At 64.2% G+C, this 17,642-nt stretch carries 13 protein-coding genes; 12 read left to right on the forward strand and 1 reads right to left on the reverse strand.

From position 1 onward, the window contains the following. Nucleotides 1-5: 5 nt before the first annotated feature. Nucleotides 6-920, reverse strand: coding sequence for a LysR family transcriptional regulator (locus MFF34_RS06415; protein WP_027596332.1), 915 nt, complete (start codon nucleotides 918-920; stop codon nucleotides 6-8). Between the two features lie 298 nt (nucleotides 921-1,218). On the opposite strand from MFF34_RS06415, the gene speB reads away from it, so the two are divergent. The 12 genes from speB (at nucleotide 1,219) to lipA (ending at nucleotide 17,610) form a co-directional block, all read left to right on the forward strand. Next, nucleotides 1,219-2,190: an agmatinase gene (gene speB / locus MFF34_RS06420; protein ID WP_027596333.1), complete on the forward strand. Its 972-nt coding sequence runs from the start codon at nucleotides 1,219-1,221 to the stop codon at nucleotides 2,188-2,190. Between the two features lie 15 nt (nucleotides 2,191-2,205). Continuing rightward, nucleotides 2,206-3,714 carry an aldehyde dehydrogenase gene (locus tag MFF34_RS06425; protein ID WP_238211359.1) on the forward strand — a complete coding sequence of 503 codons (1,509 nt, stop codon included), beginning with the start codon at nucleotides 2,206-2,208 and terminating at the stop codon, nucleotides 3,712-3,714. 97 nt (nucleotides 3,715-3,811) lie between these two features. Further along, a complete protein-coding gene (locus MFF34_RS06430; protein ID WP_027596335.1) occupies nucleotides 3,812-3,991 on the forward strand; it encodes a hypothetical protein in 180 nt (59 codons plus the stop codon). Beyond that, on the forward strand, nucleotides 3,988-5,457 hold the full coding sequence (locus tag MFF34_RS06435) for a cytosine permease (RefSeq protein ID WP_238211362.1): 1,470 nt from the start codon (nucleotides 3,988-3,990) through the stop codon (nucleotides 5,455-5,457). The genes MFF34_RS06430 and MFF34_RS06435 overlap by 4 nt, the downstream gene beginning before the upstream one ends. A gap of 4 nt (nucleotides 5,458-5,461) precedes the next feature. Beyond that, complete coding sequence (gene betA / locus MFF34_RS06440) at nucleotides 5,462-7,147, forward strand: choline dehydrogenase (protein ID WP_099429685.1); 1,686 nt, start codon at nucleotides 5,462-5,464, stop codon at nucleotides 7,145-7,147. Nucleotides 7,148-7,586: 439 nt separating this feature from the next. Next, complete coding sequence (cycA, locus tag MFF34_RS06445; protein WP_238211363.1) at nucleotides 7,587-9,011, forward strand: D-serine/D-alanine/glycine transporter; 1,425 nt, start codon at nucleotides 7,587-7,589, stop codon at nucleotides 9,009-9,011. 82 nt (nucleotides 9,012-9,093) lie between these two features. Further along, the gene (locus MFF34_RS06450; protein WP_238211365.1) at nucleotides 9,094-10,623 is read left to right on the forward strand and encodes a sigma-54-dependent transcriptional regulator; all 1,530 of its coding nucleotides are present in this window, start codon (nucleotides 9,094-9,096) and stop codon (nucleotides 10,621-10,623) included. A gap of 259 nt (nucleotides 10,624-10,882) precedes the next feature. Then, complete coding sequence (gene gcvH / locus MFF34_RS06455; protein WP_027596340.1) at nucleotides 10,883-11,260, forward strand: glycine cleavage system protein GcvH; 378 nt, start codon at nucleotides 10,883-10,885, stop codon at nucleotides 11,258-11,260. Between the two features lie 14 nt (nucleotides 11,261-11,274). Further along, nucleotides 11,275-14,145: an aminomethyl-transferring glycine dehydrogenase gene (gcvP, locus tag MFF34_RS06460; protein WP_238211372.1), complete on the forward strand. Its 2,871-nt coding sequence runs from the start codon at nucleotides 11,275-11,277 to the stop codon at nucleotides 14,143-14,145. A 60-nt stretch (nucleotides 14,146-14,205) separates the two neighbouring features. Next, nucleotides 14,206-15,462 carry a serine hydroxymethyltransferase gene (gene glyA, locus MFF34_RS06465; RefSeq protein WP_238211375.1) on the forward strand — a complete coding sequence of 419 codons (1,257 nt, stop codon included), beginning with the start codon at nucleotides 14,206-14,208 and terminating at the stop codon, nucleotides 15,460-15,462. A gap of 21 nt (nucleotides 15,463-15,483) precedes the next feature. Beyond that, nucleotides 15,484-16,608 (forward strand): glycine cleavage system aminomethyltransferase GcvT, encoded by a 1,125-nt coding sequence (gene gcvT / locus MFF34_RS06470; RefSeq protein WP_238211378.1) that lies wholly within the window; start codon nucleotides 15,484-15,486, stop codon nucleotides 16,606-16,608. A gap of 24 nt (nucleotides 16,609-16,632) precedes the next feature. Then, on the forward strand, nucleotides 16,633-17,610 hold the full coding sequence (gene lipA, locus MFF34_RS06475) for a lipoyl synthase (RefSeq protein WP_238211388.1): 978 nt from the start codon (nucleotides 16,633-16,635) through the stop codon (nucleotides 17,608-17,610). Nucleotides 17,611-17,642: the final 32 nt, after the last annotated feature.

The following is a 17,642-nucleotide window of genomic DNA, read 5'->3' on the forward strand; positions in this document are numbered from 1 at the left end:
CGGGCTCAAACGCCCCCGGCCTGGTGCATGCAGGCGTTCAGGTCTTCGAGGAACGCCCGCAGGATCGGCGGTGGTGACACCCCGCGCCGGGTGATCACGTCGAAGGGCGAGGTGAGGTCCAGGGTATTCGCGCCCAGCCGGCGCATTTCGCCGGTCTTCACCCACTGCTCGGCGAAGTGCACCGGCAGAAACCCGATATAGGCACCGGAAATGATCAGGATCGCGGCCGCCTCGATGTTCTCCACGGTCGCGGCGGCCTTGGTGATGCCCAGTTGCTCCAGGTCATATTGCTGCATATAGCCGCGCACCACGATATGGCACTGGCGAACCTCTTCAAGCAACCGGCCGTTCGCCGCCTTGCTGGCGTACAACGGATGGCGTCGGCCGCAGTACAGCCCCAGGGCTTCGTCGTACAGCGGCAGGTACGAAAGCCCCGGCACGCGCAGCGGAAAATGGCCGATGGCCAGGTGCAGCCGGCTGTCCAGCACACGCTCTTCCAGCTCGGCCGGGGCGCCGATGTAGATGTGCAGGTGGGCATCGTGCCCGCGTGAAACAAAGCGCTGGGTGGTGCGCGGCAGAGGCGAGGCGGTGTCGGTCAGGGTGGAGTCGATGATGCCCAGGTTGAGCTTGCCGCTGATGTGCTGCTTGAGCACGTCGGCATCCATGCAAAAGCTTTCCACCGCGCTGAGCAGGCGCAAGGTGGCTTCGTGGATGGCCACGCCCTGTTCGGTCAGGCGAAAGCCACTGCGCCCGCGCTGGCACAGCTTGACCCCAAGGCGGGTTTCCAGGTGCGTCATCTGTTCGCTGATGGTCGATTGGCCGGCGTTGAGGGCGGCCTGCGCCGCAGAAAAGCCACCGCACCTGACGATGGTGGTGAATACCCTGAGGAGCTTCAGATCGACGTCGTGGAGCTGGATCACTGGGGCCTCCTGGCGGTGCGTCACATCGCGCTGGCTGATATGAGCGTCCGGCCATTGTTTTTTTTCAAGCTAACCACGCCCCTGTGATCACTGCAATGCCCGGCACCTGCAAATGACTGCCGGTGCACACCCGGCATTTCGCTTGGCCGATGGCAGCGGGCGATTACTTCGGGTTGGCCGATGTATGCATCTGCACTTGCGCATTTTTCCCGCGTTGGCCTGCCGCCATAGTGGCTGCAACGGCGGTCGAGCAGTCGCCCCGTCTCCTGACCAGAACAATAAGTGGAGAAACCCGAACATGGCAAAGCACGGTTATGAATCCGGCCGCCTGAACCTGCCCTTCGTAGGGCATTGCACCTTCGCCAAGTCACCCATCTGCACCGACTGGAATGCCATCGACGCCGATGTGGCGATCCTCGGCGCGCCCAACGACATGGGGACCCAATGGCGCTCGGGCGCACGGTTTGGACCGCGCGGCATCCGCGAGGCATCGACCCTGTTCTCGTTCGGCCACGCCGGTGCCTACGACTTCGAAGATGACGCCACCTACCTGACCGATGACCAGCTGCGCATGGTCGATGTCGGCGACGCCGATATCGTGCACACCGACATGGCCACCAGCAATGCCAACATCGAGTCGGCCGTGCGCCAGATCCTCGCGGCGGGTGCCATGCCGATCGTGCTGGGCGGCGACCACTCGATCCATGCGCCAGTCATCAAGGCCTTCGAAGGGCGTGGGCCGATCCACATCGTGCACTTCGATGCCCACCTCGACTTCGTCGACGAGCGCCATGGCGTGCGCTACGGCCATGGCAGCCCCTTGCGCCGCGCCTCGGAGCTGGACCACATCGTCGGCATGACCCAGATGGGCATCCGCAATGTGTCGTCTTCCAACCGCGACGACTACGATGCCGCACGCGAAGCCGGCTCGCAGATCCTCTCGGTACGCGACGTGCGTCGCCTGGGCTGCGAAGGTGTGCTGGCAAAGATCCCCGAAGGCCGCGACTACTACATCACCATCGACATCGATGGCTTCGACCCGTCCATCGCGCCAGGCACCGGCACCCCGAGCCATGGCGGATTCTTCTACTACGAAGTACTGGAGATCATCCAGGCGTTGGCCCGGCGCAGCCAGGGGCGGATTGTCGGCATGGACCTGGTGGAAGTGGCCCCGGCCTACGACCCGGCAGGCGTGACCTCGATTCTGGCCGCGCAATTGCTGATGAACAGCATCGGCTTCATCTTCCACGCGCGTGCCAACGCCCGCTGATCCGGAGACTGTACCGTGGACAACAAGGTAAAAGCCTACCTGCAGGCCTTCGGCGTTTCCGAGGCCACCCAGCGTTTTCTCTGCAAGCCCCAGCGCATGTTCATTGGCGGTGCCTGGCTCGAGGCCAGTGACGGCGCCAGCGCCGAGGTCATCGAACCGTCCACCGAGGGCGTGCTGACGCGCATCCCGATGGGCACGCAGGACGACCTCGACCGCGCGGTGCGTGCCGCCCGTGCGCAATTCGATGGCGGCCCCTGGAGCCAGCTTAAGCCCCTGGAACGTGAGCGCCTGATTCATCGCCTGGCCGACCTCATAGAAGACAATGCCGACGAGCTGGCGCAGATCGAGTCGATCGACATGGGCAAGTCGGTCGCCCAGGCCCGCGCGGTGGATATCCAAGGTACCGTCGATACGCTGCGCTATTTCGCCGGCTGGGCCAGCAAGATTCATGGGCGCACGGTCGAGCCTTCGCTGCCGGGCAACTACCTGGCCTACACCCGCAAGGAAGCGGTTGGCGTGGTGGGGGCCATCGTGCCCTGGAACTTCCCGCTGCAAACCATGGCTTGGAAGCTCGGCGCGGCGTTGGCGACCGGCTGCACCGTGGTGGTAAAACCGGCGGAGCTGACGTCGCTGTCGGCCCTGCGCTTTGCCGAGCTGGTGCAGGCGGCGGGCATCCCTGACGGTGTGCTGAACATCGTCACCGGTCGCGGCAGCGTGGTGGGCACGGCGATGTCCAGCCACCCAGGCATCGACAAGCTGAGCTTCACCGGCTCTACCCCGGTGGGCTGCTCGGTGGGCAAGGCGGCGATGGACCAGATGAAACGCCTGACCCTGGAACTGGGCGGCAAGTCGCCGGTGATCGTGTTCGCCGATGCCGACATTGACGCGGCGGCCGAGGCGGTCGCCAACGGTGTGTTCTTCAACTCGGGGCAGGTGTGTGATGCCGGTACCCGTGCCTATGTCGAGCGCAGCGTCTACCCAGCCTTCCTCGAAGCGCTGGCCCGCTATACGGCCACGCTGAAGATTGCCCCGGGCCTTGACCCTGACTGCTTCATCAGCCCCATGGTGTCGCGCCAGCAACAGCAGCGGGTACTGGAATACATCGCCCTGGGCAAGGCCGAAGGTGCGCAGGTGTACTACGGTGGCGAGCCGGTCGAAGGCCCGGGCTTCTACGTGCAGCCGACCATCTTCGCCCACTGCAACAACGACATGCGCATCGTCCGCGAGGAGATCTTCGGCCCGGTGCTGGTGACCTTACCCTTCGATAACCAGGAGCAGGCCCTGGCGCTGGCCAACGATTCGGAATACGGCTTGGCCGCGGCCATCTATTCCAACGACCTGGGCAAGGTCCACGGGCTGATCCCGCGCCTGCGCGCTGGCACCGTCTACGTCAACGCCCACAGCACGCTGGACCCCTCCATGCCGTTTGGTGGCTACAAACAATCGGGCTATGGCAAGGACATGGGCGCTGAACAACTGGAGTTTTTGCTGGAGACCAAGGCGGTCTGGATCACCTTGCCCTGAGGTACAGGGCTGGCCCGCGTCGCCTGGTTTGGCGAGCGACGCGGGGCCACATGAACGCATCGAATTTCAAGAACAAGAACCCGTCGAGGTGATGCCAATGAACAGCCAAGTGGATACCGAGCGTGCACAAGACCTGGAACGGCGCCTGCGCGCCTATGAAGAACTGGAGGGCAGGGCGCACTGGCCCGGCGCGCTGAGCGCGGCGGATGTTGTTGCCCTGGCCGTGCTGACCCTGGTCATGGTGGTGGGCGCGTATTGCCTGGGGGGCCAGCCATGAGCCGCTCCAGAGAGCAGGAATTTCGCCTGGCCGCCGAACGCGGCGATACACCCTTGCTGCCGGGTGAGCGGGTCTGGGGCTTCTGGGGTTATGCCTACGCCAACTCGGCGTTGGCGGTGGCCACCTGGGTGTTTTTGATCGGCGGTGCCACTGCGCTGTTCGTCGGGCCCTTGCAAGGCATTGCCGCGATCATCATCGGCAACATCATCGGCGTGGTGCTCGCGGCCTCGTCCACCTGCCTGCCGTGCGGCAAGTACGGCGTCGAGCAGTTCACTTTCCTGCGCAGCATGTTTGGCCTCAATGGCAGCCGGCTGGTCTATACCCTTTCGGTGGTGATCCTGACCATGGGTTGGCTGGCGGTGCTGGGGCTGATGTGCGGGCGTGCGCTGGACAACCTGGAAACCCTCGTGCAGCACAGCCAGCCCGACAGCAACGACTGGCTGGTGACCGCCGGGGCCTTGCTGGCCATCGTGCTGGCGGCGCTGGTGGCCATGCGCGGGCCAGACATGATCCGCCGCCTCAGCGCGGTGATCGCGCCCAGCTTGATTCTGATCATGCTGGCGCTGATGTATTTCATCTCCCGCCGCTACAGTTTCGGCGAACTGCTGGCCATGCCGCCCTTGCAGCCGCCGTTCGAAAATCCGCACGTCAACTTCATGATCGCGGTTGAAATCAACATCGCTGCGGGGTTCTCCTGGTGGCCCTACATCGGCAACCTGTCGCGCCTGTGCAGCAACCAGCGTACGGCGTTTTGGCCCAACCTGGTGGGCATCTTCGGCGCCGCGTCGCTGGGTGAGTCGGTCAGCCTGTTCGCCGCCACTACCCTGGGCAGCAGCGACCCCACCGCCTGGATGCGGCTGGCCGGCGGCATGACCTTCGGCGTGATCGCCCTGAGCTTCCTGGCGCTGGCCAACCTGACGGGCATGGTCAACATCCTCTACACAGCAGTCATCGGCCTGCGTCAATTGGCCGGGGAGCGGTTGCGCAGCCTGGGCTGGGGGATGCTGATCGGGCTGTTCTGCATCATCCCGGTGATCATCGTGGTGTGCCTCCCGGGTATCTACGACGGCTTCTTCATCTTCTTGGTGTGGACGTCGGCGCTGAACAGTGCGCTGGCCGGCATCGGCATCGCCGATTACTTCTTCCTGCGCAAGCAACGCCTGAACCTGCGCCATTTGTATGCCGAGCAATGTGGCTCGCCGTTGCGCTTCTGCAAAGGCTTCAACCCCATCGCGCTGCTGGCGCTGGTGGCAGGGTTTGCCATCTACGTGGTGGTGTTCAACCCGCAGACCTTGGCCCATACCGATTTCTTCACCTTCGCCACCGCCTCGCTGCCGTCCTGCCTGCTGGCCGGGCTGGTGCATTACGGCCTGACCCGCCTGCTGGCCACACGCCTGGGCTGGGGCGGCTACCCCAAGGGCAATGAACGCAACATCGAGGCCGCAGGCCTTCGCGTACAGGACTAGAACAATGAAAAAACGATACGACTACATCATCATCGGCGCAGGCTCTGCCGGCTGCGTCCTGGCCAACCGCCTGACCGAAGATGCCGGCACCTCGGTACTGGTGCTGGAGTTCGGCGGCAGTGACCGCAGCGTGCTCATCCAGATGCCCAGTGCGTTCTCGTTGCCGATGAATACCAAGAAGTACAACTGGCGCTACGAGACCGCCGCCGAAGCCCACCTGGACGGTCGCCGATTGCACTGCCCGAGGGGCAAAGTGCTGGGGGGATCGTCCTCGATCAACGGGCTGGTATACATCCGTGGCCATGCCTGCGACTTCGATGAATGGGAAAGCCTGGGCGCGAAGCACTGGAGCTACCGCAACTGCCTGCCGTACTTCAAGCGCGCCGAGCATTTCAAGTTTGGTGGCGATGACTACCGCGGCGGCGCAGGGCCGCTGGCCACCAACAACGGCAACAACATGCAGAACCCGCTGTACGGTGCCTGGGTAGAGGCCGGCGCCGAGGCCGGCTACATCAAGACCGCCGACTGCAATGGCTACATGCAGGAAGGCTTCGGCGCCATGCACATGACTGTGAAGGACGGGGTGCGCTGGTCCACCGCCAATGCCTACCTGCGCCCGGCGATGAACCGGCCGAACCTGACCGTGGTGACCCACGCCATGACCCGGCGCATCCTGCTCGACGGCAAGCGCGCAGTGGGCGTGGAGTATGACGAGGGCGGGCAGACCCACACGGTGCATTGCAACCGTGAGGTATTGGTATCGTCCGGCCCGATCGGCTCGCCGCACCTGTTGCAGCGCTCGGGTATCGGCCCAGAGGCAGTGCTGAAAAAGGCCGGCATCAAGGTGCTGCACGACCTGCCGGGTGTGGGCGAAAACCTGCAGGACCACTCGGAAATCTACATCCAGTACGCGTGCAAGGAGCCAGTGACCCTCAACGGCAAGATGAGCCTGCTGGGCAAGGCGATGATCGGCCTGCGTTGGCTGCTGTTCAAGGATGGCCTGGGCGCCAGCAACCATTTCGAGGCGGGTGGTTTTATCCGCTCGTCCAAGGGGCTGCGTTGGCCGGACATCCAGTTCCACTTCCTGCCGGCGGCCATGCGCTACGACGGTGACAAACCGTTCAAGGGCCACGGTTTCATGGTGCTGACCGGGCCGAACAAACCCAAGAGCCGCGGCCATGTGCGGGCCCTGTCGGCCGACCCTTACCAGCACCCGGAAATCCGCTTCAACTACCTGCAAAGCGAGGAGGACCGCGAGGGCTTCCGCCGCTGCGTGCGCCTGACCCGCGAGATCATCGCCCAGCCGGCCATGGACCGCTTCCGCGGCGAGGAGCTGGCACCTGGGCCGCAGGTGCAGACCGATGAGCAGATCGATGCCTTCGTACGTGCCAATATGGAAAGCACCATGCACCCTTGCGGTTCTTGCCGCATGGGTGAGGACGACATGGCGGTGGTTGATTCGACGCTGCGTGTGCATGGCCTGCAGGGGCTGCGAGTGATCGACTCGTCGGTGTTCCCGAGCGAGCCCAACGGCAACCTCAACGCGCCGACCATCATGCTGGCCGAACGTGCCGCCGACCTGGTGCGCGGGCGTGAGCCGCTGGCGCCGGTCGATGTGCCGGTCGGTTTGGTGGATGGGTGGGAAGAACAACAGCGCAGCCGCGCGCCGCGGCGCGAGGTACGTGCGTGATCAAGCGTGGGTGAGCCTACGCGGTCCCTGTGGGAGCGAGTTTACCCGCGAACACCGGCGAAGCCGGTGCCATACACCGCGTCGGATTTTTCGCGGGTAAACCCGCTCCCACAGGTACAGCGCTGGCCATGGGGCGGATGAAGCAGATAAACCTGGACTGATAGCGCTCCATTGTAGTGATATCGATACAGCACAGGGCAGGGCACGGTATACGACGCTTCGGTGTCGTACACCGCGCCTTTACCGCCACCGCCTGGAGTGGCTTCATTACAGCAATAAACGTTAATACCCACACAGACCCCCGTATTTAAAGGGCTCTAGCCTTTGGCATAGTCCTTGCTCTTTCCCTTGCGTTCGGCCGGCTGTTGCAACGCATGTCCGGTTAGAAAGTTGAACTTGTGACGTTATAAAAACAATTAAACTAGCAAGGTAAATAACAATGAATAACCTGCCGCAGGGTCACTGTCCGCCTGAGGGTGACACCCACGAACTCAAACGTAACCTGTCCAACCGCCATATCCAGTTGATCGCCATCGGCGGCGCCATTGGCACGGGCCTGTTCATGGGCTCTGGCAAGACCATCAGCCTGGCTGGGCCTTCGATCATCTTCGTTTACATGATCATCGGCTTCATGCTGTTTTTCGTCATGCGGGCGATGGGCGAACTGTTGTTGTCCAACTTGCAGTACAAGTCATTCATCGATTTTTCGGCGGACCTGTTGGGCCCGTGGGCGGGGTTCTTTACCGGGTGGACCTACTGGTTCTGCTGGATCGTCACCGGTATTGCCGACGTTATTGCCATCGCCGCCTATTCGCAGTTCTGGTTCCCGGATATTCCCTTGTGGTTACCGGCACTGGCCTGCGTCGGTGTGTTGCTGTCGCTCAATCTGATGACGGTGAAGATGTTCGGTGAACTGGAGTTCTGGTTCGCCATGATCAAGATCGTGGCCATCTGCGCCTTGGTCTGCACCGGGGTGTACATGGTGGCGGCAGCCTATCAATCGCCGACCGGTAACGTCGCCTCGCTGGCCAACCTGTGGAACGACGACGGGATGTTCCCCCACGGCGCCATGGGCTTCTTCGCCGGCTTCCAGATCGCGGTGTTCGCCTTCGTCGGCATCGAACTGGTCGGCACCACCGCGGCCGAAACCAAGAACCCGGAACGCAACCTGCCACGGGCCATCAACTCCATCCCGCTGCGCATCATCGTCTTCTACGTGTTGGCGCTGATTGCCATCATGGCCGTGACCCCGTGGCGAGAAGTGGTGGCCAACAAGAGCCCCTTCGTCGAACTGTTCGTGCTGGCCGGGCTGCCTGCTGCAGCGGGGATCATCAACTTCGTGGTACTGACGTCTGCGGCGTCTTCGGCCAACAGTGGCGTGTTCTCGACCAGCCGCATGCTCTATGGCCTGGCGGTGGAGGGTGATGCACCGGGCCGGTTCAGCGCGTTGTCACGCCGTGCAGTGCCCTCCAACGGCCTGATCTTCTCCTGTATTTGCCTGACCGCTGGCGCCCTGGTGATCTACCTGGTGCCGAACATGCTCGACGCGTTCACGCTGATTACCACGGTGTCGGCCCTGCTGTTCATGTTCGTCTGGTCGATCATCCTGCTGTCGTACCTGGCGTACCGCAAACAGCGTGACCACCTGCATCGTGCGTCGAAATACAAGATGCCGGGCGGCACGATCATGTGCTGGGTCTGCTTGGCGTTCTTCGCTTTCATCCTCGGCCTGCTGGCCCTGGAGGCGGACACCCGCATGGCGTTGTTCGCCGTGCCCGTATGGTTTGCCGTGCTGGGCCTGTCTTACCGGTCCATTCGTCAGAAAAAACAGGAGCACGCCGCGTTGTCGCTCGAAGCGGAGTAACCGCCGCCTTCACGTTCTAACCAGGGGGACAGCGCCGGGTGCGCCGTCCCCCTGTTGTCGTTTCGCCAACCAGGGAATCACGATGAGAATCCACGTCACCTTCATCGACCGCGTCGGCATCACCCAGGAAATCCTGGCGCTGCTAGGGGCGCGCAACCTCAACCTGGACGCGGTGGAAATGATCCCGCCCAACGTCTACATCGACGCCCCGGCGCTGTCACAGGCCGTGCTGGACGAGCTCTACGGTGCGCTGTTGCGCGTGGAAGGGGTGGAGGCGGTCGAGTTGGTCGACTTCCTGCCTGGCCACCGCCGGCGCCTGCAACTGGAGGCCCTGCTGGCGTCGATGAGTGACCCGGTGCTGGCGGTTGACCCCGGCGGCCATGTGCTGCTGGCCAACCCCACTCTGGTCAACCTCATTGGCCGCGAGCCGGCCGGCGAGCCGTTGTCGCGGCTGTTTGCCGAGGCCGACTTGGCCCAAACCCTGATCGACAAGGGCTTTCGCCTGCCCATGTGCGAGGTCGGCTTCCAGGGCCAGGCATTGTTGCTGGAAGCCACGCCCATCAGCGGCGGTGCCGATGCTCTGGTGGGCGGCCTGCTTACCCTGTACCCGCCAAGCCGCATCGGCGAGCGCCTGGCGTCGTTGCTGCACGACCACACCGAAGGGCTGGAGGGGCTGCTGGGCGATTCCACGGCGCTGAAGGAACTCAAGGTGCGGCTGCACAAGGTGGCAGGCCTTGAGGCGCCGCTGCTGATCCAGGGCGAGACGGGCACCGGCAAGGAGTTGGTCGCCCGCGCCTGCCACGCCCTCAGTGCCCGGCGCGATGCGTCGTTCCTGGCCCTCAACTGCGCCGCCTTGCCCGAGAGCCTGGCCGAGAGCGAGCTGTTCGGCTACGCCGCTGGCGCATTCACCGGCGCCCAGCGCGGCGGCAAGCCCGGCCTGCTGGAGCTGGGCGATGGCGGCACGGTGTTTCTCGATGAAGTGGGGGAGATGTCGCCTTACCTGCAGGCCAAGCTGTTGCGCTTTCTCAATGACGGCAGCTTCCGCCGCGTCGGCGGTGGCGGTGAAGTGCGGGTGAATGTGCGGGTGGTCTGTGCCACCCACCGCAACCTCGAAAGCATGGTGGTCGAAGGTAGCTTTCGCGAAGACCTGTACTATCGCCTCAATGTACTCAACCTCAAGGTGCCGCCCTTGCGCGAGCGAGGCAAGGACATCCTGCTGCTGGCCGAGTACTTCCTGCGCCAGGCCTGCGCGCAGATACAGCGCTCGCCCTGCCGGTTGGCGCTGGCGACCCATCCGCTGCTGCTGGGCAACCGCTGGGCGGGTAACGTGCGCCAGTTGCAGAACGTGATTTTCCGCGCCGCGGCCATCAGCGAAGGGGAGGTGATCGACTGCGACGACCTGGAGTTGGCCGGCACCGCCTTGAGCAGCCAGCAGCCCGACGTACACGAAATCATCAGCCTGGAAGCGGCCGTGCAGGGGTTCGAAAAATCCCTGCTGGAAAAGCTCTATGCAACCTATCCCTCGACCCGGCAACTGGCCGCACGCTTGCAGACGTCGCACACGGCCATCGGCCAGCGCTTGCGCAAATACGGCATTGCCACCCGGGCGTAGCACCCTGGTGTCAATGCGTTCCACTGGAGTGATTGCACTCCAGTTCGGCGAGGTCCCCGCGTTCATTGGCACGCCCCGGCACGCAGGCCTGCCGGGGCGATGCGCTGGAGCTTATTCGTTCCGCCTGGACCGACTGGATTGGCGCCGGTTTTATCTCAAGCCATTGAAATAAAAGTATTTAATCAAGTTGGCATCGCCCTTGCTCTTGTAGTTATCAGTCCTGTACCGGGACCTACCTGATAACAAGAGAGGAAGATCCATGAGCATGCTGCGTTTTACCCCCGAACACGAATGGCTGCGTCTGGAAGCGACTGGCGAACTGACTGTCGGCATCACCACCTATGCCCAGGAGGCGCTGGGGGACGTGGTGTTCGTGCAGTTGCCAGAGCCGGGCGAGTACGGCGAGGGCAATGAAGTCGCAGTGCTGGAGTCGGTGAAGGCCGCCAGCAACATCAGCATGCCCCTGAACGGTACTGTGGTGGCGGTCAACCAGGCCCTGGCCGACGACCCGGAACTGGTCAATGCCTCGCCGATGCAGGACGGCTGGTTCTTCCGTATCCAGGTGGCCAACCTCGCCGACCTCGACACCTTGATGGACCAGGACGGCTACGACCGCTTCCTGGCTGACAACGCCTGAGCCAGGGTATCGACATGCACAACGCACCGTTTCCATTGACCACGGATAATGAGTTCATCGCCCGCCACATTGGCCCGCGTGAGCACGATATCGAGGCGATGCTGGCGCTGACCGGCCATGGCTCCCTGCAAGCCCTGGTCGACAGCGTCATCCCAGGCAGCATCAAAGGCACCAGCGTGCTTGAACTGAGCAAAGGGCAGGGCGAGGCCCAGGCCCTGGCTGCGCTCAAGGCCATCGCCGCGAAGAACCAGCTGTTTCGCAACCATATCGGGCAAGGCTACTACCCGTGCCACACGCCGACGCCGATCCTGCGCAACCTGCTGGAAAACCCAGCCTGGTACACCGCCTACACGCCGTATCAGCCAGAGATTTCCCAAGGCCGGCTGGAAGCGTTGCTCAATTTCCAGACCTTGGTCTGCGACCTTACCGGCATGCAGATCGCCAACGCCTCCTTGCTCGACGAGGCCACCGCTGCGGCCGAAGCCATGACCTTCTGCAAGCGCCTGGCAAAGAGCAAGGCACCGGCCTTTTTCGCCTCCCGCCACTGCCACCCGCAAACCCTCGACGTGCTGCGCACCCGTGCCCAGCCGCTGGGTATCGAGGTGGTCATCGGTGATGAAGCGGCACTGGAAGGCCAGGGCCTTGAGGCCTACTTCGGCCTGTTGCTGCAGTACCCGGCCAGCACTGGCGCTATCGCCGACCACCGCGCCCTGGTGCAACGCGCCCATGCCGTCGGCGCTTTGGTGGCGGTGGCCGCGGACCTGCTGGCGCTGACGCTGCTGACCCCGCCGGGCGAGTTCGATGCCGACGTGGTGCTGGGCAGCGCCCAGCGCTTTGGCGTGCCGCTGGGCTTTGGCGGCCCGCACGCGGCGTACTTTGCCACGCGCGATGCGTTCAAACGCGACATGCCCGGCCGCCTGGTCGGTGTCTCCATCGACCGTTTTGGCAAGCCGGCGCTGCGCCTGGCCATGCAGACCCGCGAGCAACACATCCGCCGCGAGAAAGCGACCAGCAACATCTGCACCGCGCAGGTACTGCTGGCCAACATCGCCAGCATGTACGCGGTGTACCACGGCCCTCAAGGCCTGGCGCAGATCGCCCAGCGTGTGCACCGGTTAACGGCAGTGCTGGTGCAAGGGCTGCTGCAGCTCGGGCACGCAGTGGAACAAGCGCACTTCTTCGATACCGTCAGCGTGGTCACTGCCAGGCCTGCGGCCGATGTGCTGGCCGCCGCCCAAGGGGCAGGCCTGAACCTGCGCCCGATCGACGCCCAGCGGGTCGGCCTGTCATTGGATGAAACCTGCGAGCAGGCCAGTGTCGAGGCCTTGTGGCAGGTGTTCGCCGCCCCGGGCCAGGCGCTTCCGGCCTTCGTCGCCCTGGCAGAGGGCTGTGGCGATTGCCTACCGGTGCAGCTGCTGCGCGAAAGCCCGTTCCTGCAGCACCCGGTGTTCAACCGCTACCATTCTGAAACAGCACTGATGCGCTACCTGCGCAGCTTGGCCGACAAGGACCTGGCGCTGGACCGCACCATGATCGCGCTGGGCTCGTGCACCATGAAGCTCAACGCCGCCAGCGAGATGATCCCGATCACCTGGCCCGAGTTCGCCAACCTGCACCCGTTCGCCCCGGCCGAACAGTCGCTCGGCTATCGGCAACTGACGGACGAATTGCAGGCCATGCTCTGCGAGGCCACCGGTTATGACGCGATGTCGTTGCAGCCCAACGCCGGCTCGCAAGGGGAATACGCAGGCCTGCTGGCCATCCGCGCTTACCACGCCAGCCGTGGTGAAGCGGGCCGAGATGTCTGCCTGATCCCGTCGTCCGCCCACGGCACCAACCCGGCCACGGCGCAGATGGCCGGCCTGCGCGTGGTGGTGGTCAATTGCGATGAGCGCGGCAACGTCGATGTCGCCGACCTGCAAGCCAAGGCCGAGCAGCACCAGGCGCAACTGGCCGCGCTGATGATCACCTACCCCTCGACCCACGGGGTGTTCGAAGAGGGCATCACCCGCATCTGCGACATCATCCATGCGCACGGCGGCCAGGTGTACCTGGACGGTGCCAACATGAACGCCATGGTCGGCCTCTGCGCCCCGGGCAAGTTCGGCGGCGACGTGTCGCACCTAAACCTGCACAAGACCTTCTGCATCCCCCACGGCGGTGGCGGCCCCGGTGTCGGCCCGATCGGGGTCAAGGCGCACCTGGCGCCGTTCCTGCCTGGCCACGCGCACTTGGAATATAAACAAGGTGCCGTCTGCGCAGCGCCTTATGGCAGTGCGAGCATCCTGCCGATTACCTGGATGTACATCCGCATGATGGGTGGCGAAGGGCTCAAGCGCGCCTCGCAGCTGGCGATTCTGAGTGCCAACTACATTGCCCGGCGCCTGGAGGAGCACTACCCGGTGCTGTACACCGGCGAGAACGGCCTGGTCGCCCACGAGTGCATCCTCGACCTGCGCCCGCTCAAGGACAGCAGCGGCATCAGCGTCGAGGACGTGGCCAAGCGCCTGATCGATTTCGGCTTCCATGCCCCGACCATGTCGTTCCCGGTGGCTGGCACGCTGATGGTCGAGCCGACCGAGAGCGAGTCCAAGGAAGAGCTGGACCGCTTCTGCGAGGCGATGATCTGCATCCGCGAGGAAATCCGCGCCGTGGAAAATGGCACCTTCGACGCGCTCGACAACCCGCTGAAAAACGCCCCTCACACCGCCAGTGAATTGGTGGGCGAATGGCCCCATCGCTACGGCCGGGAGCTGGCGGTGTACCCGTTGCAGACGCTGCGCGAGAACAAGTACTGGCCGCCAGTGGGGCGCGTGGACAACGTCTACGGTGACCGCAACCTGGCTTGTGCCTGCCCGCCCATGTCGGTCTACCAGGACGCCTGACTGCCCAGGCCCGGACCCCGTCCGGGCCTTGCCTGCCCCCAACAATAAGGAAGCACCCACATGTTCCATAAAAGCCTCACCCTGTCCGACTTCGACCCTGCGCTGCAGGAGGCCATCAGCCGTGAAGTACAACGCCAGGAAGACCACATCGAGCTGATCGCCTCGGAAAACTACACCAGCCCGCAAGTGATGCAGGCCCAGGGCACCGAGCTGACCAACAAGTACGCCGAAGGCTACCCAGGCAAGCGTTACTACGGGGGGTGTGAGCACGTCGATGTGGTTGAACAGTTGGCCATCGAGCGCGCCAAGCAGCTGTTCGGTGCTGACTACGCCAACGTCCAGCCGCACTCCGGCTCTTCCGCCAACGGCGCGGTGTACCTGGCCCTGCTGCAGGCCGGTGACACCCTCCTGGGCATGAGCCTGGCCCACGGCGGCCACCTGACCCACGGGGCTAAAGTGTCGTCCTCGGGCAAGCTGTACAACGCGGTTCAATACGGCATCGACACCAAGACCGGCCTGATCGACTACGACGAAGTCGAGCGCCTGGCGGTCGAGCACACGCCGAAAATGATCGTCGCCGGCTTCTCGGCCTACTCCAAGACCCTCGACTTCCCACGCTTCCGCGCCATCGCCGACAAGGTCGGTGCGCTGCTGTTCGTCGACATGGCCCACGTTGCCGGCTTGGTTGCCGCAGGCCTGTACCCGAACCCGATCCCGTTCGCCGACGTGGTCACCACCACCACCCACAAGACCCTGCGCGGACCACGTGGTGGTTTGATCCTGGCCAAGTCCAACCCAGAGATCGAGAAAAAGCTCAACGCTGCTGTGTTCCCCGGCGCCCAGGGCGGCCCGCTGATGCACGTCATCGCCGCCAAGGCCGTGTGCTTCAAGGAAGCGTTGGAGCCGAGCTTCAAGGCCTACCAACAACAAGTCATCGAAAACGCCCAGGCCATGGCCCAGGTGTTCATCGACCGCGGCTACGACGTGGTTTCCGGCGGTACTGACAGCCACCTGTTCCTGGTCAGCCTGATCCGCCAGGGCCTCACCGGTAAAGACGCCGACGCCGCTTTGGGCCGCGCGCACATCACCGTCAACAAGAATGCCGTACCCAACGACCCGCAGTCGCCGTTCGTGACCTCGGGCCTGCGTATCGGCACCCCGGCGGTCACCACCCGTGGCTTCAAGGTGGCTGAATGCGTGGCCCTGGCCGGCTGGGTCTGCGACATCCTCGACCACCTTGGCGATGCCGATGTCGAGGCTCAGGTGGCCGCGTCGGTGGCCAGGCTGTGCGCAGAATATCCGGTCTGTCGCGCCTGAATCGACTACGGGGAATCGTTCATGTCCACAGAACAACTCAAACAAACGCCACTGCATGACCTGCACCTGAAACTCGGCGCGCGCATGGTGCCCTTTGCCGGCTACGCGATGCCGGTGCAATACCCGCTGGGGGTGCTCAAGGAGCACCTGCATACCCGCGAGCAGGCCGGCCTGTTCGACGTTTCGCACATGGGGCAGATTCGCCTGCGCGGCGCCGGCGCTGCCAAGGCATTGGAGGCGCTGGTGCCGGTCGACATCCTCGACCTGCCGGTGGGCATGCAGCGTTATGCGCTGTTCACCAACGACGACGGCGGCATCCTTGACGACCTGATGGTGGCCAACCTGGGCGGTGACGAACTGTTGCTGGTGGTCAACGCCGGCTGCAAGGACCAGGACCTGCTGCACCTCAAGCAGCATCTGGAAGGGCAGTGCGAGGTCGAATCGCTGTTCGAAAGCCACGCCTTGCTGGCCCTGCAGGGGCCTGCGGCGGCCAAGGTGCTGGGCCGCCTGGCGTCCCAGGTCGGCGCCATGACCTTCATGCAGTTCGCCCGTGTGAAGCTGCTGGGTGTTGACTGCTACGTCAGCCGCTCGGGTTATACCGGTGAGGATGGCTTCGAGATCTCGGTGCCGGCCAAGGCGGCGGCAATGCTCGCCCGCACGCTGCTGGCCGAGCCCGAGGTCGAGGCCATCGGCCTGGGCGCCCGCGATTCGTTGCGCCTGGAGGCCGGGCTGTGCCTGTACGGCCATGACATGGACGCGCGCAGCACTCCGATCGAGGCCAGCCTGACCTGGGCCATCTCCAAGGCTCGACGTGCCGAGGGCGTGCGGGCCGGCGGTTTTCCGGGGGCCGAACGCCTCTTTGCCCAGCAACGCCAGGGCGTGGCCAGTAAACGGGTGGGCCTGATGCCCAAAGCGCGTGTACCGGTGCGCGAAGGGGCGCTGATCGTCGATGCCAACGACCAGGAAGTCGGCCGTGTCACCAGCGGCGGTTTCGGCCCCAGCCTGGGCGGGCCGTTGGCGATGGGGTACGTGCGCAGTGCGCACGCGGCGTTGGAAACCGAAGTCTTCGCCCTGGTGCGTGGCAAGCGGGTGCCGATGCAAGTGGTACGCACACCCTTTGTGGCACAACGTTATTACCGTGGCTGAAGCCTTGATTGCCGGAGCATGAACATGAACCAGACCCTGCCTGCCGCCACGCGCCCGCAGCCCCTGCAAGCCGGTGTGAAACTGCGCGGCGCCGACAAGGTGGCGCGCATCCCGGTGAAGATCCTGCCCACCGAGGAGGTGCCGCGCAAACCTGACTGGATCCGCGTGGGCATTGCCACGTCACCCGAGGTCGCACGGGTCAAGGCGCTGCTGCGCAAGCACAAGCTGCACAGTGTTTGCGAAGAAGCCTCATGCCCGAACCTGGGCGAGTGCTTCTCCGGTGGCACGGCGACCTTCATGATCATGGGTGACATCTGCACCCGCCGTTGCCCATTCTGCGACGTCGGCCACGGGCGGCCGAAACCGCTGGATGCCGATGAACCGAAAAACCTGGCGATTGCCATTGCCGACCTGCGCCTGAAGTACGTGGTGATCACCTCGGTGGACCGCGATGACTTGCGCGACGGCGGCGCCCAGCACTTCGTCGACTGCCTGCGTGAAATCCGCACGCTGTCGCCGGGCGTCAAGCTGGAAACCCTGGTGCCGGACTACCGCGGGCGCATGGACGTGGCCCTGGCCATCACCGCGCAGGAGCCGCCGGACGTGTTCAACCACAACCTGGAAACCGTGCCGCGCCTGTACAAGTCGGCACGGCCGGGCTCGGACTTCGAGTGGTCGCTGGACCTGCTGGAGAATTTCAAACGCCGTGTGCCCAGCGTACCGACCAAATCCGGGCTGATGCTGGGCCTGGGTGAAACCGATGAAGAAGTGATCGAGGTGATGCAGCGCATGCGCGAGCACCAGGTCGACATGCTGACCCTGGGGCAATACCTGCAACCGTCGCGCAGCCACCTGCCGGTGCAGCGCTTCGTGCACCCGGACACCTTCGCCTGGTTTGCCGAACGGGCCTTGGCGATGGGCTTCAAGAACGTGGCGTCCGGGCCGCTGGTGCGGTCCTCCTACCATGCCGACCAGCAAGCGCTGCAGGCCCATGTGCAATAGCGCTGCGCCCAAAATCTGTGTAGGAGCAGCCT

This window comes from Pseudomonas sp. PAGU 2196 (genome assembly GCF_022179005.1).
In the GTDB taxonomy this organism is placed as follows: Bacteria; Pseudomonadota; Gammaproteobacteria; order Pseudomonadales; family Pseudomonadaceae; genus Aquipseudomonas; species Aquipseudomonas kermanshahensis.

What these genes read in the sequence shown, in the direction of transcription:
- speB (WP_027596333.1), top strand. Translation starts at nt 1,219, where the DNA reads ATGGCAAAGCACGGTTATGAATCCGGCCGCCTGAACCTGCCCTTCGTA.
- MFF34_RS06430 (WP_027596335.1), top strand. Translation starts at nt 3,812, where the DNA reads ATGAACAGCCAAGTGGATACCGAGCGTGCACAAGACCTGGAACGGCGC.
- MFF34_RS06435 (WP_238211362.1), top strand. Translation starts at nt 3,988, where the DNA reads ATGAGCCGCTCCAGAGAGCAGGAATTTCGCCTGGCCGCCGAACGCGGC.
- betA (WP_099429685.1), top strand. Translation starts at nt 5,462, where the DNA reads ATGAAAAAACGATACGACTACATCATCATCGGCGCAGGCTCTGCCGGC.
- cycA (WP_238211363.1), top strand. Translation starts at nt 7,587, where the DNA reads ATGAATAACCTGCCGCAGGGTCACTGTCCGCCTGAGGGTGACACCCAC.
- MFF34_RS06450 (WP_238211365.1), top strand. Translation starts at nt 9,094, where the DNA reads ATGAGAATCCACGTCACCTTCATCGACCGCGTCGGCATCACCCAGGAA.
- gcvH (WP_027596340.1), top strand. Translation starts at nt 10,883, where the DNA reads ATGAGCATGCTGCGTTTTACCCCCGAACACGAATGGCTGCGTCTGGAA.
- gcvP (WP_238211372.1), top strand. Translation starts at nt 11,275, where the DNA reads ATGCACAACGCACCGTTTCCATTGACCACGGATAATGAGTTCATCGCC.
- glyA (WP_238211375.1), top strand. Translation starts at nt 14,206, where the DNA reads ATGTTCCATAAAAGCCTCACCCTGTCCGACTTCGACCCTGCGCTGCAG.
- gcvT (WP_238211378.1), top strand. Translation starts at nt 15,484, where the DNA reads ATGTCCACAGAACAACTCAAACAAACGCCACTGCATGACCTGCACCTG.
- lipA (WP_238211388.1), top strand. Translation starts at nt 16,633, where the DNA reads ATGAACCAGACCCTGCCTGCCGCCACGCGCCCGCAGCCCCTGCAAGCC.